Below are 15,042 nucleotides of genomic sequence, written 5' to 3' on the forward strand. Positions count from 1 at the left end.
ACGCCACCGTATACCAGTATAACATTTCTAGTAGTTCTCTCTACATTGTACCAATTGCACTTTTGTGATTCTTTCCAATTATCAAATCACCTTCCCAATGTCCTGGAATTGATCTTTTTTCAACTGATTTTGGTCGTTCTTCAATGCTTATCATGTCTGGTATTTTACCTCTATTATCAGTATTTTTCGACTTTTTGTAGGGTTTCATCTTTCGGCGTAGATAGCTTTGCAATTCCTTTTTTAGTTCGCCTCTCGGTAAAAGATAGATATAAGTATAAATAGTTTGATGGGAAACTGATTCTGTAATTCATACGTGGCGTTTTCTTTTAAAGACATCTCTATTTGCTCTGGTGACCATTTAAGTTCTAATTTAGATTTTATAAATTTTCGTAAATTTGGATGTTTTGCAACTTTATTTTACCAGAATTTCTGGAACTTTCATTCTTCTGTGAAATGATTTGAGCATTTGATACTGAATAATTAATGAAAGAATTTCTTGAATAACCTTTAGATAATTCTCTGGAAATGCTTGAAGGACTTCGATTCAGTATCTTAGCTATACTTCTAATACTTTCCTCTTTAAATCGCATCTCAGCAATTACTTCCCTTTCTTTCAAATTAATTCTTGTATAATGATTCATTTATTAACACCTTATTCATTAGATTATCGGTGTTGCGTTAAAAATTTGATTCTACCAAGTAAAAATCTCTGATATCAGCCTGACCAATGTAGGCTTTGCCGTTTTCTTACGTCCTAAGGATTCGGATGACAAACGTGTGGTTCCTATCTTTATTGGACCACTGGAAACTCATTCCATCACAACCGTCATCGATGGAACAAAACCCCCTAGACCCATGACCCATGACCTCATGTTGTACATGTTAACTTCCCTCGGTGCGACAGTTCTCAAAATCACCATTGAGGAAATTATAGACAGTACTTTCTACGCAAAGATCCAACTTCGTAAAGACGAAGAGATCATCACTCTCGATGCAAGGCCTTCCGATTCTATAGCCCTTGCTTTACGGGCCAATGCCCCCATATTTATCGCTAAATCTGTGTTAGATGAGACTGGGATCATTATGAAAGAGGATGAAATCCAAGGGGAGAGTATTTCGTCAGAGAAAAAAATCCAAGCATTGCCAAAATCTAATCTTCAAATTTTAGAAGATACTTTAGAAAACGCATTAAAAACTGAAGACTACGAAACTGCCGCCAAAATCAGAGACCAAATCAAAAAGCTTATCGAGAACAGTTAAGGCCAAACTTGGACTTAACTATGTCTCATAGAAAATCGAACCATTAGAATTTTTTAATTGTAATCCCACCTTTTCTTCCTTAGACTTGGAATCCAAAAATAGGGTCTGTTCCCTTTATAGGAAAGTTGTATGGAAAAATTGGTTATGGATGTTGTGAATGCTGGAATTGCTCTGTTTCGTTCCGGTGAAGAAAAGTTAAAAACCGCAGTTGTTGATTTAGAAAAAGTTTATAATGATCTAAAATCAAAGGGAGAGTTGGACAAATCCGCAGAATCTCAAAAGATTCGCGACCTTCTCAGTAAAACAATAGAAGACGCACAAGGTGCGATTGGGAAAACTAACGCAAGTTATGATGAAGTGCTCGCAAAACTTCAGGCAAATTACCAATCCATTTATCAACAAATTGACACGGCAATTCCTCCTCAAGTGAAAGAGAAGTTGAAACAAACGTTAGATGAATTGAAAGTTTTGATTGATAAAGCAAAATCAAAATAAGGTCAGAGTTTCCTAGTGAAATTTAAGGAAAGCCACAGAGATTTCTGTGGCTTTTTTTATTTGTGCCTAGAGATTAGCCTAGATGAGTACGTCCCCCAAACGAATCAAATTCATACTTTTCCTGATTGTTTTTACGGACATGATGGGTTTTTCCCTTTTGTTTCCATTGTTTCCCAAAACTTTAGAATTCTTCTTACTAAAAGGTGATGATGTTCTGTTCCGAATGTTCTATTCCTCCGCAAATCTACTATCTTTTGGTGGCGATACAAAGTATACCTTTGTATTGTTTGGCGGAATCCTCGGAAGTATTTATAGTTTTTTGCAATTTATTGCAGCCCCTGTTTGGGGAAGGCTCTCTGATCATTCGGGAAGGCGTGCCATTTTACTTTTTACCACTCTTGGCAACACCCTCGGGTACATTCTTTGGTTATTTTCATCACAGTTTTGGATGTTTGTTCTCAGTCGTGTGATTACAGGAATGATGGGTGGCAACCTGTCTGTGGCTTCAGCCGCCATGGCAGACCAAACTGACGAAAAATCAAGGGCAGCGGGGATGGGGTTTCTCGGTGCAGGAATTGGTCTCGGCTTTGTGATGGGACCCCTTCTTGGGGGAATTAGTTCCCAGTGGACATTTTTAGATTTTCTTTACAAGGAAGGTAGTGCGGTTGTTTTTCCCGCATCGGCACTTTTTGCCATTTTGGTTTCTCTACTCACCGTAGTCCTTGTTTTTGTATTTTTACCAAAAACCAAACCTGACGTGGTTCCAGAAAAAGAAATCCACCCATTTTTATCTTTAAAGAAAATTGAATCTCGAAATTTGGTTCGTATATCTCTTTTGAACTTGCTCTTTGTTCTTAGTTTTTCGGGATTTGAGTTTGTTGTAAATTTTTTCCTATCTGATACCTTTCAATTTTCTCCAAAAGAAATTGGATTCACTTTTTTATACATCGGTATCATCATCATACTAGTGCAAGGTGGTGTCGTGCGGAGGCTTTCAGGGAAAGTTTCGGAAAAACGAATTTCTCTTTATGGAGCAGTCCTAGTTGTTATTGGAATGGGGTTACTTGTGGTCTTTGGAAAAGATTTTACAGGACTTTTTGTCTCCTTATTCTTTTTAGCTTTCGGAAGTGCACTCGTGAATCCCGGACTTTCTTCTTTTGCATCGCTTGAAAGTGGGAAAGGGGATTTGGGAAGGTCTCTTGGTCTCTTCCGAAGTTTTGGTTCCCTCGGAAGAGCTGTTTCGCCTGTCGTATTCTCTTTGTTATATTTTCAAAAGGGGCCTAGTTTGGCCTTCTTTGTTTCCTTTATCCTTCTTATTGGATTTGGAATTTTACTCTCTACACAAAAAGAAAAAACAACTTAAAGAAAAGATTCTAATTTTGCACGAAGCATAGGAAACATTACTTTCTCATCCAATTTCTCTCCTGTGAGGGAAGTTCGCAAAAGAAAACTATCTCGAATTTTGCCGTCAAAACTATTGGCGGTAAAACTAATGATATCAATTCCTAAGTGGAAGAGAGACTCGGTAATTTGAAATAGAATTCCCGGTGTGTCTTTCATACGAAGGTCCATCACGGTAAAGTCGGAAGAGATAGGGTTGTAGAGTTTGAGACTCGCTTCTGAATCCCCAATTTTACGTACCAAAACTTCTTCTTTTGCATTCTCCCGTAAGTACATGGCTACCGTCTTTCCCTCGTAAAACAATGAGTAGAGGTCGGTTCGGATTTGGCACAAAAGTTCTTCTGTCATTTCTCCCCCGTCCCAACTTCGAATGACAAACAAATCTTGTACATGTCCGTCACTTGCGGTTTCCGCAACGGCTTCTAAAATATCCCAACCATGGTTGTACAACACTGATGTGACCCGGTAGAGGATTCCCAAATCATCTTGTGAGAGGGAAATTTTGAGTAGGGTCGTATCTTTTCTTGGGACACAAGAAACATGTAGGATGGGTTTTTTGATTTCTTGCATAGTTTGCGCCATAGAACTCTCCCTTAAAATCGGCATTCTGCTTAGAACATAAACAATCGGTTCCCGGAAACCCCCAGGCCGGTTCTAAAAAAGCCGTTCTCTAATGGATTTGCAAAAATGGTGCCAAGTGTTCGTTAGAAAGTAAATTTTGCTCCGACCATCACGGATTGTACGTTTTGCGCTACGATGGCCTCTAGAGTGAGTTTTGTAATGAGAGCGTTGATTTCAATTCCAGCGATGAGGAAGTTTGTTGTGTTAGGTGCTTGTGCCTTTCCGCTTAAGTCCATTGTGAGGGTTCCTGTTTTCATTTGGCCAAGAGCAGAGGAGGGGATTTGAGCTGCAATTTCTGGGGAGAGAGAGGCAGAAACGGCATTGGAATCCAAGGCTAAATTGATTGGGCCGGATCTGGATAAGTTTAGATTGGAACTTCCAAAATTCATGGAAGTCCCTGCACCAGCAAAGATCGTAAAGAAGTAAAACATCCGAAAACCAGTTCTAATGTCTAAGGGAACACTGGTAACGGTGCTAGAATAGTTGAACTTTGTGGAACCACCCCAGGTTCCAATGGCAGGGCCAAGAGTTAGTGTTTGTGTTTTGTTATCATTGTAAGTTAGGTCTATGACTTGTCTTTGGTAGTGAAGGCCAAGTCCCATGGAGATTCCAGAAAATTCAAAAAGGCCAATTCCATCTGAATAGTTTTCGATAATATGAAATCGTAAGGTAAAACCACCTGAGGTGATGTCCCCACCTAATTCTACGTTTTTATTTTGTGCTTCTAATGCCTTCTGAACGTCGCCTTGTGCAAAGTTAAATTTGAATCCATGAAGATACAAGTTAAACCTATGCAGAAAGGTTTTTAGTTCAGGTTCTGTATCAGAAGGTCCACCACCCATTAACCATCCGAGATTGATCGCTACAACAAAGTTAGGTGCAAGAGAGGCTCCAACGTTTGGAAGTTTTTGAAAACTTAAACTTTGGTAGGCTACATTGATATCTTCTTTTTGTTGGCCTGCAAGTGTTAAACCTAGGCCTACTTGGAATCGATTTACAATTCCAGGTCCCATAAGAGAAGAGTTGATGTTCGATACAACCGCAGCTTCCGACATAGTAGCGAGTACTTTATCTGTGTATTGGAATTGGAGAGCTTGGTCTGCACTATTTAGTTGTGACTGAATGGAGGTGGGTAGAATACCGCAGGCATCTCCAGTACAAGTCACTTTTGCATGGACAGATCCATTCGGGATAAGCGCCAAACTAAATGCGAGGGAAAAGATTCCAATACGTAATTTCATGTCGCCCCTATTATACCAAATATCGGAGTTTGGTCTATGCTTTCTTAACAATTGGAATGGGATCTATTTCCTAGTTTACAGGTTAGAATTTCCTTAGAATATGAGGTGTATGGCACCCATCCAAGAAAAACGGAAATATGTCCGAGTACAACCACTAGAAAAAGAACCAGTTGCGATCCACCTCATGGGTGTGGCCCTTTTGGATGTCTTAAAAGCTAGTGACATAAGTATGGGAGGCGTTGGGATCATTGCCCCTAACCACTTTGATGAATGGGATATGCACGAAACCGTCGAAATTCTTGTCGCACTTCCGGGAGATCTGGAAGATTTTCTTGCTCGTGGTGTGATCAAACAGGTAGGAAAAAAATCCAAAGAGACTGGGGTCTATGGGGTTCAGTTTACAGAAATTGGTCCCAAGGGAAAACAAGATCTTCAAGTTTATGTCAACCGGATGGTAAGACAAGGCCGAGAAGTAAAATAAAAATAGTTTCAATCGATCTAGAAAAAATAGAATAATTCTATTTTAATCTTGTAATAAATTAGCCCTTAAAATAACTTTTTTACCAAATTGGGTTTTCAGAATATCCTAATTAACGAATTTCATTCTCAATTTTTTTTTAATTACGAATGAGATTCCATAGGAGTTATTATGGCAATGGTTCGGCTTTCTGGTGTCTCCAGATTAGATCAGTTAAAAATATACACTCCTATCTTCATCCATTCTTTAGAACATTCCCATAAACGGGAACTGATGTTAACTGACCAAGCCGCCAAACTCCTAACCTCACTCCGTAAACTTTGTGTTCCTGATATGAATCAAAACTACTTTGCCTTTCGGTTGAATGTTGATACAATCAAAGAAAATGAATTGAAGGTTTATGGTAAAGGGATGGTAACTGTTGTCCAAAATTTATTGGATAATGACCTGGCAATGCCAGTGTTTTATTTGGTTCGGTCTGAACCAGAGGAGAGTAACATCCCAACATTAGAAACAAATTCAGAAATAGGTCCCATTCAGATTGAGTTGGCAATTGTCTCCTATGCCGGCGAACGAGTCGAAGAAAAGTATTCTTTTGCTTTTAATTCTATTGCCGCAAGATCGTTTGTAAACCTTCAGAATTATTTGGTAGATAATTATCGTTTTGAAGTAAAAGATTTTTTTGAACTTGATCAAGATTTGCTAAATACAAAACCAATCTCAGTCATTCGGTCGATGATTGAAAAGTTTGAAACACCTTTTCAACTCAAATACGAAAGTCGAGTGGAACTAATTGAGTATTTAGAACAGGGGTTTATGGATTCGGAAATTTATTTCCAAATTCCTATCATCGGTTGGATTTATTTTGATACAACCGATTCTGTGAAAAGAGCCGAAGAGATGGAACCATTTTTCTTCCAAGTTATTGTTCCATTGCTCGTTGAATTGGACCACCAGATTGGTGAAAATTTCGCAATATTACAGAATCAACTAAGCGAACATAAGTTTGATGAGTTAAGACCAAAAATATACCTACCACAAATTGAATTTACGGAGTTGGTGATTTCTATTTTATCTGTTGAAGAACATCCTATTGTTGAATTTGTAAAAATTTTCCATTTAGTTTGTTGTATGGCGGAAAAAATTTCCGAAGAAAAAGCTCAAAAAGAAGCCAAACAACATTTCGATATTTTGTATTCCATGCTTAAGTCTGGTGATAACTTTATTTCTCGTTTCCTTTTGATAGACCAAGGCATGTATAGTGGGCATGACCGTGTTTTATTGGAATTAAAAAATGCAGAAGATATAATTTATTGTGAATACTATTATAGCTCCAGTTTCTATTGGATTTTTCTTTCTAAAGATGTGGAGTCGGCTTGTATGGTGATGGATAAAATTATAGAAAACTATTACGTCGGAGACCATACATTGTTTATGTTTGAGACTTTGATGGAAAAATATCCGAATATCAAAAAAAGTTTTTTATCAAACAAAAAATTCAAATCGTTATACAACAAAACGAAAAATATTGTCTACTGGAAACAAGTTCCCTTTTTTTATCGGTTGTTTCGGGTTTTTATTGGGGATGAATTTCCTGCAGATTGGGAAAAGGAAATTCTTTCGAAGGTAAAATACAGCCAGATGAAAGTAAAATATTTACCTAGAAAAAACAAATCCTGATTTGTTTGCACCTCCCTAAACCTGAATAATGGGTTGTCAAAAAAATAGAACAAAGGAAACTGATAGGTAACCGTTAGGGGTGCTCGGTTCCAAAACTTTCAGATTTTTGAGAGTGGGGACTTGGCTGAGAATTACCCTTTTTGAACCTGATCCTGGTAATGCTTGCGAAGGGAAACGAGAAAAGTGCAAAGTTCTTTTTAGGATATTTTTTATCCTAAAGTGTTTTGAGTTTTTATTTTTTGTTTTCTAAACTACTTCCTAGTTTCTGTTCCGGCCAAGGAAAATTTACTATGGAAACCAATTCCCAAGCTCCCATCGCCATTCCAGAAAACACAATTACACTTTCTGACAATACTAAGTTCCGATCCTACCGAACCGAAGGTATGTTTTGCATTCATGAAGAGCAGTACGATTATAAAAAAGGGATTCCGAAACTCCGAGAGTCTTGGATCCAAACAAGAGAATCGAGGGGGGATCAAAACCATTCCCAACTTTATTATGCCAAGAGGGATATTCTCACAGAAGAAATGATGTATGTGGCCAAACGTGAGGGAATGGCACCTGAGTTTGTTTTGAATGAAGTAAAAATTGGTCGTGCCATCATTCCATCAAACAAACGTCATACGGAACTAGAACCAATGATCATTGGTAAAAAGTTTTTGGTGAAAATCAATGCAAACATTGGGAATTCAGCCATTCTTTCCTCAATTGATGATGAAGTGGAAAAACTCAGATGGTCACTACACTGGGGAGCCGATACGGTGATGGATTTGTCTACGGGAAATAATATCCATGAAACAAGAGAATGGATCATCAGAAATTCTCCTGTTCCTATTGGAACAGTTCCTCTTTACCAAACCTTAGAAAAGGTAAAGGGAAAAGTGGAAGACTTAAACATTAATGTATTTTTAGAAACCTTAGAAGAACAGGCAGAACAAGGTGTGGATTATTTTACAATCCATGCAGGAGTGTTACGGGACTACATCCATCTCACAAACAAACGAATCACAGGAATTGTCTCGAGGGGGGGATCCATCCTTGCGAAATGGTGTAACCACCATAAAAAAGAAAATTTCCTATATGAACATTTTGATGATATCTCCAAGGTCATGCAAAAATACGGGGTTTCATATTCTTTGGGAGATGGGTTAAGACCTGGTTGTATCAACGATGCCAATGATGAAGCTCAGTTTGCTGAATTAAAAACCTTGGGGGAGTTAACCAAACGGGCCTGGGCCGATGATGTCCAAGTGATGGTAGAGGGACCGGGACATGTTCCCATGCATCTCATCCAGGAAAATGTTCGCCTGCAAGAAGAGGTTTGTATGGAAGCTCCGTTTTATACCCTCGGGCCCCTTGTCACAGACATTGCTCCTGGATATGATCATATCACCTCAGCGATTGGGGCTGCGATGATTGCTTGGTATGGAACGGCTATGCTTTGTTATGTGACTCCCAAGGAACATCTGGGTCTTCCGAATAAACAAGACGTAAAGGATGGAGTGATTGCGTATAAAATTGCAGCCCATGCGGCCGATCTTGCGAAAGGTCATCCCGGTGCCAAAGAAAGAGACGATTTACTCAGTAAAGCTCGGTTTGAGTTTCGTTGGGAGGACCAATTTGCCTTATCCCTCGATCCGGAACTCGCACGTTCGTATCATGATGAATCCTTACCACAAGACGGAATGAAAAAAGCCCATTTTTGTTCGATGTGTGGCCCTCATTTTTGTTCGATGCGACTGACCTCGGACTTACGAAAGGAAACAGCGGAAGCAGAAGCGGGTGTAAATAGTTCTAAAGTCTAGTTTCAAACATCTTTGTTTTTAATTCAACATTGGTTTTATCAGAGCGATTCCGGTTTCGATTCTTTAGAACCAAATCCAGTTTCGTCTTGGTTCTCACTCAGAATTAGATAGAAACAAAGACCGATCTTTTCATAAAGTAGAACAATCGTTAAATTAAAAAACCCGGCCAAATGCGCCGGGTTCGACTTAAAAACTTTTGATTTCCCATTTTTTAAAAATGGGGTTTGAGAGAAGGATCTAAATTATAATCCTAAACTGCGACCAATGATTTCTTTCATAATCTCTGTGGTACCTGCATAAATGGTTTGGATCCTTGCATCGAGGTAAGCTCTTGCAATTGGATACTCCATCATATAACCGTAACCACCAAAAAACTGTAAACACTCGTCTGTATGACGTTTTTGCATCTCCGTTGTATACCATTTGCACATGGAGGCTTCCGCAGTTGTGTTTTCGCCTTTCATGTGTTCCATGACAACCTTATCGCAGAAAACTTGAGCCATTTCCAGTTCCGTTGCCATTTCCGCCATTTTGAATTTGGTGTTTTGGAAGGAACCGATTTTTTGGCCGAAAGCTTTCCGTTCTTTGATGTATTGGAGAGTGATTTTTTGAACGAGTCTTGTTGCCTCTACCGCTGCTACAGAAAGTACTAAACGTTCTTGTGCTAACTTTTGCATGAGGTAACGAAAACCTTGTCCTTGTTTGCCGATGAGATTTGTTTTTGGGACAATCACATCATTAAAATACAACTCAGAAGTGTCTTGGGCTTTGAGACCAATTTTATCTAGGTTACGGCCTCTTTCAAAACCTTTCATTCCTTCTTCAATCATCACAAGGGAAATGGTTCCATTGTCGTGTTTGACGGCAGTGATGATAAGATCAGCAAGTTGTCCGTTCGAAATAAAAGTTTTTTGTCCATTCACTACAAAGTGATCACCCATGTCGACTGCACTCGTGCGAAGGGATTTTAAATCAGAACCTGCTCCCGGTTCTGTCATTGCCACAGCAAGGATCGATTCGCCGGACGCACATTTAGGCAACCAACGTTTTTTTTGTTCGTCATTTGCATACGTGGAGATGTAAGGGGCAATCACGTCATTGTGGAGGGAGATAAAAAATCCGCTATTTCCTACGCGGGAGGATTCTTCAATGATGATGATATTGTAAAGAAAGTCAGCACCAGAACCACCATACTCAGCGGGAACATCTGGACAGAGTAGGCCGTTTTCACCTGCCTTTCTCCAAACTTCTTTGGGTACGATATGGTTTTTTTCCCATTCTTCGTGGTGTGGTTTTACTTCTGTTTCAAAAAATTTCCGAGCCATCTCGCGGAATTGATGGTGTTCTTCAGTAAAGGGGAGGATACGCTCCATATGATTTGTGACTCCTTGATATGGAAATGTTACAGAAATGGCGAAATGAGGTCAATTATAAACAGTGTTCAGCTTCATGTATACGCCGGGATTTTTCTTAATGTACTGAATGGCATCTTCTTCAGAGAGGACATAGAGTTCCGTTCCCGGCCAGGCGATGAAACTAAAATTGGAAGGAAGGTTTTTGGTGAGAGAATAGATTTCTCCGACAAAATCCCCAGCACCTAGTTCCCGGATGGTTTTGTGGTTTTGCATGACCACAACGGTTCCTGAACGAACAATAAATGCATTGTGAAAGGTTTGGCCTTCTTCAATGAGAGAGGCTTCCTTCTTCACAGTTTCTAGTTTGAGGATGAGTTCGAGTTGGGTGACTTGGTAACTCGTGAGACCCCGGAAGGTTTGGGACTCGGTAAGTGTTTTCCAGGTATTGGTCTCTCGAATGCTATTCAGTTTGATCAAGTTTTCGTGGAGTTTGGATCCGCGAATGAACTGGAAAAACCGAGTTTTTTCGATGGTGAGAGCAAGTACGTCGGTTTCTGCATACACGTCTGCTTGGCGAGCTGTATCCAAAATGAGCGATGCTTCTCCAAAGTATTCATAAGTTCCGTACCGTTTTACGGCCGAGTGATCCCCAGAAAGTCCTTCAAAACGAACGTTTCCTGACGCAATGATAAAAAACCTATCCCCGTGAGTTCCCTTTTTGATGATTTGTTCGCCCCGACGAAACCTTTCTTCTTTCACAACTTGCAAAAACTCTTTGGCTTTCTCAATGGGGAATCCAGAGAAAATATCAATTTGTGAGAGAATTTCTAAAAGTTGGAAAGCTTCTTGGTGTTTGGGAGGAGTGATCTCCGGATACAAGGTATTTTCGATTCCGAACTTAGCGAGGGTTAGGTGGTTTCCTTCCGGCATATCTTTGGCTGCAATATGATAGACAGTAATCCTCTTTTGTACTTCTTCCGGGAGGGAAGCAAGATAACTGATCTTTGTATGAAGAGGAGGGACTCCCGCTTCATGGTAGATAATGTTACGATCCCAAGGAAAATCTTTGAGAAACTGGTATCTGGATTCCGGAAACACACCTTTTTTATACATTTCTTCGAAGGCTTCTGGATCATTTAAGTGGTCGGAAGTATAATAGAAGGATTGGTCTTGGAAAAAGAATTCAAATCCCACAGAAGGAATGGAATGGAGAGCATAGTGAAAATAGAATTCTCCGCCATTGATGATGGTAGGTCTTCCAATCACAACAGGGATAAAGTCAAAAAGATCAGTAATTTCTCGTCGCGGAATCTTTGTTAGACTGCAATATTTTTTAAGAAAGGATTCCATCACGGTTGCTGTGGCATAAATCGTGATTTTGGACTCTTCTAAAATCTTTTGGAAGGTTCCCGCATCATGGTCTGCATGGCAGTGAGTAAGGATGATGGAGTTAATAAACTTAGGGTTTACATTAGATTCTCGTAACCACTCGGTGGAGTTGACTGGGGGATCGACCATAATCCCTTGGCCATTTAGCCAAATGATAAAACCTGAAGTATTGTCTGTGGGGTCAAATCCATGAGAAGGTCCAAGGCAAGTGATTCCAATGATAGGAGGTTGGAAGGGTTCTTCTAACCTTTTTCCGATATCATACTTCACATGAAAGTCGACCTCACCCGGAGTTTTGATTTTTTTATCCCCATCCACAATCAGAAATTCATTGGAGGGAAGTTGTTCGATGGTGATCTTTCCAAACTGAGCTTTGTGGTTTTCATCAAAGAGAACAAACTCAACTACTTCTTCCATAGTTTTGTAACTTCGGAAATGAGCCATTTCAGCTTTGATGTCGGGAAAACCAAAACTCATCGTTCCATCAATAAACTCAGAAGCTAAGTTTAGTTCTTGTGGACCCATAAGAGATTCCCCGAGAACAATGGTTAGCTGCTCTTTTTGTTCCGGTGAACAAACGATAAATGTTTTTTTGCCGCCCCGAAAGAAGAAGTTAAAGTAAATGGGGAATTCTAACTCCGCAATGGAGATCCCTTTTTCGACATGGAAGAATTTATTCGGAAGAACAAACACCAGAGGGGTTTTTTTTCTAACCCCATGGTGTCTTTAATTGTTTCGGGAGGGGATCCAATTTGGATGTACCCTTCCGAGGTATCGACTAAATATCCCCCTCTAGGGAGTGCGGTAAAACCATTAGGTTCTGAACTGACCATTAGGGGATAATTTATTTCCTACTTGTGATTTTCTATAAATTTTTTAATTTGCGGTTTTGGTAAAGCACCAATTGCTTTATCTACTAAAACTCCGTCTTTATAGAGAAGAAGGGTCGGGATGGACTGGATTCCCAATTCTTGTGCCGTCTTCTGATTGAAATCAACGTTTAGCTTTGTAATTTTGATATCAGCCATTTCTTGTGATAGTTCATCGAGAACGGGAGCCACCATTCGACAAGGTCCGCACCATTCCGCCCAACAATCCACTAAAACAACGCCTTTAGCAGTCTCTGCTTTGAAATTGGCGTCAGTGATTTCCGTTAGTGCCATATTTCGAAATCTCCTTTTGAAAAGTATTGCCCTTTCTATAAACTAGACTGGGGATTCTAGGGAAAAACGTCGATTATTGTTTCTTTTTTTTCTTTTTATCGTCGGATTCGAGGTCGGCGATCTTCTGTTGGAAGGACTCAATGAGAGTTTTTGTTTTTTCCAAATCTTCATTTTCGCCTGTAATTTGGAATATCTTGCGATTCATCTCCAACATTTCTACGGAATGTTTCAAATCTGTGGAATCTTGTGTAGACATTTCAAATTTTGTCCTATAATCCTGTGCTGCTTGGTTAGCAAGTTCTATGACAAGATTGAAGTGTTCTTTGCGGATGTAGTAATAAGGATTTTCCAAATCCTGTTCTCTTTCATAAGCAATAAAATCAAAAAGATTTTTGGTGCAAGCGGCAATGCGAAAATTGATGTCAGGCCAAGACCATTTCCATTTGGAATTGGTTCCAAAGGCAGTGATGGTTTTTTTCATCGCTTGTAGTAGGCCCTTGATGAGGTTCAGTCTCTGTGTGGGTGTGAATCTTTCGATTTTTGCGAGCAGTTCTTTGTTTTCTGAAAGGGAACCATCGACGTTGTTTCCCACTGTTTTTTCAATGTAGGAAATCGTATTATAAATTTCCTTTCTTGCTGTCTCAAGATAGTTGTTGTTATTGATTTCTAAGATGGCTGTAGAGAGTTCATTGATCACAATACAGGTATTAATTGTTTTGATGGAGTTGATGGCAAGGGAGAGATTAAAATAAGGTTCCATATCCTTACTTTTTTTGGCTTGGACTTTGTAGATATTGGCTTCTTTTTTCAGTTCTTCTAGGTAGTTTTTAAAATCTACCAATTTGTCGTTGAAGTCAGCCTTTTTTTCCTTTGTGATCGCCATGGTCTGGTATCATTTTCGGCAGAATCGATTCGTTTTGTCCATAAAAAACATCGACCAGGGGGACATCTTACCGAAACTGGAATAGAATGGAAAATTCCCCAAGGAAGCAACGGGACCTACTCGATCTACTCGACACTTACAAATACATGAACCAGGCGATTTTCTGGGATTTTCTGGATTTGGATGGTCGTTGGGATTTTGCGAACGGTTGGTTGCATTTGAACCATCCGGAGGACGAGTGGAGGGTGCGGGCTTCGGAACAATTCCCCCCCATCCGCCCAGAAGGCGCTGACCACTAAAATCCGATAGGATTTCTACAGGTCAGGTGTCGGATTCCAAGACCAAAACTTCGGTCTTGGAGATAATCTCTTTAATACGTAATTCTTAAATCAGAAATATCAATGAACTTTCTAAAAAGAAGGCTGTTCGTTGGTTTCTTTGTATCAAACACAAGTATGGCCACTTTGTTAAACGTTAAAAAGTTTGGTCGGTATTGTGTGTAGTGGTGGCTTGTGATGGCCGCACGATACTTGTTGTTGTAAATTGTGTATGTATGTTTGGGAAGAGTTTCATGCACTTGGCGTTTTTTCTCATCCTCAGTTTGTGCAACATAGTTATAAACAACTTGTTTGTCTTTGGTCGGGCCTGTTTCACCAAACAGTGTGAAGGGAAGTGCCTTCGCATTGTTTTTACAAAGGTAATCCACAACTTCAGTGAATGTAGGTTCTGGCATTTCTGCTTCAAAACCTGCGTAGTGACGTTTTTCTACTTCTGCTTTTTTCTTTGCATAAGTTTCTTCACCCCAGATTTCTTTGGCAGTGACTGGTGTGGGCATTACATTAGAAAAGTATAAAGTTCTATCGTCTTTTTCTGGATCTGCCTTTCTCCAAGCAGGATAAGGGATGAGCCTTCTTTCATCTGGATTTGTTCTGTCACCTTCGTATCCAGCAAGAACGTAAATAGCATACTCATTATTTTCTGGAACTCTGGATTCCAACTCTACTTGGACATCCAAAAATTCGCCTTTTCCTGTATCAGCATGTCGTCTAACAAAGCTTACACCTTTTAGGCGGATCCTTGCATCGTACATTGAGAGTGGATACAGGTCTCGGTTGTCCTTTGAAGAGGCAACAGTCCCCGGAGTCCCTTGGGTATTCCCTGATTCTTGCGCAAATAGGGCACAAGTGAGTAGGGTGAATGAAATGGCGAATATTGTTTTGTTCATGTTCCGACTACCAATTTGGTTTATACAGTTAGTATCGAAGAAATGC

12 protein-coding genes and 2 pseudogenes are annotated in these 15,042 nt (G+C 39.7%); 6 read left to right on the plus strand and 8 right to left on the minus strand.

What is annotated here, in order from left to right:
- Nucleotides 1-641 (minus strand): annotated as a pseudogene (locus LEP1GSC199_RS22355) (IS30 family transposase); the annotation flags it as partial.
- Nucleotides 642-705: 64 nt separating this feature from the next.
- Between LEP1GSC199_RS22355 and LEP1GSC199_RS01485 the strand changes: the two are divergent.
- The 3 genes from LEP1GSC199_RS01485 to LEP1GSC199_RS01495 all read left to right on the plus strand — a co-directional run bounded on the left by LEP1GSC199_RS01485 (nucleotide 706) and on the right by LEP1GSC199_RS01495 (nucleotide 3,118).
- Nucleotides 706-1,260, plus strand: coding sequence for a bifunctional nuclease family protein (locus LEP1GSC199_RS01485; RefSeq protein WP_039925745.1), 555 nt, complete (start codon nucleotides 706-708; stop codon nucleotides 1,258-1,260).
- A gap of 129 nt (nucleotides 1,261-1,389) precedes the next feature.
- Nucleotides 1,390-1,755 carry a phasin-related domain-containing protein gene (locus LEP1GSC199_RS01490; RefSeq protein ID WP_002976328.1) on the plus strand — a complete coding sequence of 122 codons (366 nt, stop codon included), beginning with the start codon at nucleotides 1,390-1,392 and terminating at the stop codon, nucleotides 1,753-1,755.
- An 82-nt stretch (nucleotides 1,756-1,837) separates the two neighbouring features.
- Nucleotides 1,838-3,118: an MFS transporter gene (locus tag LEP1GSC199_RS01495; RefSeq protein WP_002976417.1), complete on the plus strand. Its 1,281-nt coding sequence runs from the start codon at nucleotides 1,838-1,840 to the stop codon at nucleotides 3,116-3,118.
- On the opposite strand, the gene LEP1GSC199_RS01500 is transcribed toward LEP1GSC199_RS01495, so the two are convergent.
- Nucleotides 3,115-3,738, minus strand: coding sequence for a hypothetical protein (locus tag LEP1GSC199_RS01500; RefSeq protein ID WP_002976321.1), 624 nt, complete (start codon nucleotides 3,736-3,738; stop codon nucleotides 3,115-3,117). The two genes, LEP1GSC199_RS01495 and LEP1GSC199_RS01500, sit on opposite strands and share 4 nt — an antisense overlap.
- Nucleotides 3,739-3,860: 122 nt before the next feature.
- A complete protein-coding gene (locus tag LEP1GSC199_RS01505) occupies nucleotides 3,861-5,018 on the minus strand; it encodes an Lsa36 family surface (lipo)protein (RefSeq protein WP_002976333.1) in 1,158 nt (385 codons plus the stop codon).
- A 109-nt stretch (nucleotides 5,019-5,127) separates the two neighbouring features.
- Here LEP1GSC199_RS01505 and LEP1GSC199_RS01510 point away from each other — a divergent pair, with 109 nt between their 5' ends.
- From LEP1GSC199_RS01510 to thiC, 3 genes are all read left to right on the plus strand, one after another.
- Nucleotides 5,128-5,499, plus strand: coding sequence for a PilZ domain-containing protein (locus LEP1GSC199_RS01510; RefSeq protein WP_039925747.1), 372 nt, complete (start codon nucleotides 5,128-5,130; stop codon nucleotides 5,497-5,499).
- A 168-nt stretch (nucleotides 5,500-5,667) separates the two neighbouring features.
- Nucleotides 5,668-7,176 (plus strand): hypothetical protein, encoded by a 1,509-nt coding sequence (locus LEP1GSC199_RS01515; RefSeq protein WP_002976419.1) that lies wholly within the window; start codon nucleotides 5,668-5,670, stop codon nucleotides 7,174-7,176.
- Nucleotides 7,177-7,466: 290 nt separating this feature from the next.
- Nucleotides 7,467-8,981 carry a phosphomethylpyrimidine synthase ThiC gene (thiC, locus tag LEP1GSC199_RS01520; protein WP_002976353.1) on the plus strand — a complete coding sequence of 505 codons (1,515 nt, stop codon included), beginning with the start codon at nucleotides 7,467-7,469 and terminating at the stop codon, nucleotides 8,979-8,981.
- Between the two features lie 242 nt (nucleotides 8,982-9,223).
- Here the strand turns inward: thiC and LEP1GSC199_RS01525 are convergent, their stop codons facing one another.
- The 5 genes and pseudogenes from LEP1GSC199_RS01525 to LEP1GSC199_RS01550 all read right to left on the minus strand — a co-directional run bounded on the left by LEP1GSC199_RS01525 (nucleotide 9,224) and on the right by LEP1GSC199_RS01550 (nucleotide 14,996).
- The gene (locus LEP1GSC199_RS01525) at nucleotides 9,224-10,354 is read right to left on the minus strand and encodes an acyl-CoA dehydrogenase family protein (protein ID WP_002976432.1); all 1,131 of its coding nucleotides are present in this window, start codon (nucleotides 10,352-10,354) and stop codon (nucleotides 9,224-9,226) included.
- Between the two features lie 51 nt (nucleotides 10,355-10,405).
- Nucleotides 10,406-12,558: pseudogene (locus tag LEP1GSC199_RS01530) on the minus strand (cAMP/cGMP-dependent 3',5'-cyclic-AMP/GMP phosphodiesterase).
- Nucleotides 12,559-12,576: 18 nt separating this feature from the next.
- Nucleotides 12,577-12,888 (minus strand): thioredoxin, encoded by a 312-nt coding sequence (gene trxA, locus LEP1GSC199_RS01535; protein WP_002976332.1) that lies wholly within the window; start codon nucleotides 12,886-12,888, stop codon nucleotides 12,577-12,579.
- Between the two features lie 73 nt (nucleotides 12,889-12,961).
- Nucleotides 12,962-13,771, minus strand: coding sequence for a hypothetical protein (locus LEP1GSC199_RS01540; RefSeq protein ID WP_002976345.1), 810 nt, complete (start codon nucleotides 13,769-13,771; stop codon nucleotides 12,962-12,964).
- A 370-nt stretch (nucleotides 13,772-14,141) separates the two neighbouring features.
- Nucleotides 14,142-14,996 (minus strand): hypothetical protein, encoded by an 855-nt coding sequence (locus tag LEP1GSC199_RS01550; RefSeq protein ID WP_002976396.1) that lies wholly within the window; start codon nucleotides 14,994-14,996, stop codon nucleotides 14,142-14,144.
- Nucleotides 14,997-15,042 lie beyond the last annotated feature (46 nt).

It is taken from the genome of Leptospira vanthielii serovar Holland str. Waz Holland = ATCC 700522, assembly GCF_000332455.1.
Lineage (GTDB): Bacteria > Spirochaetota > Leptospiria > Leptospirales > Leptospiraceae > Leptospira_A > Leptospira_A vanthielii.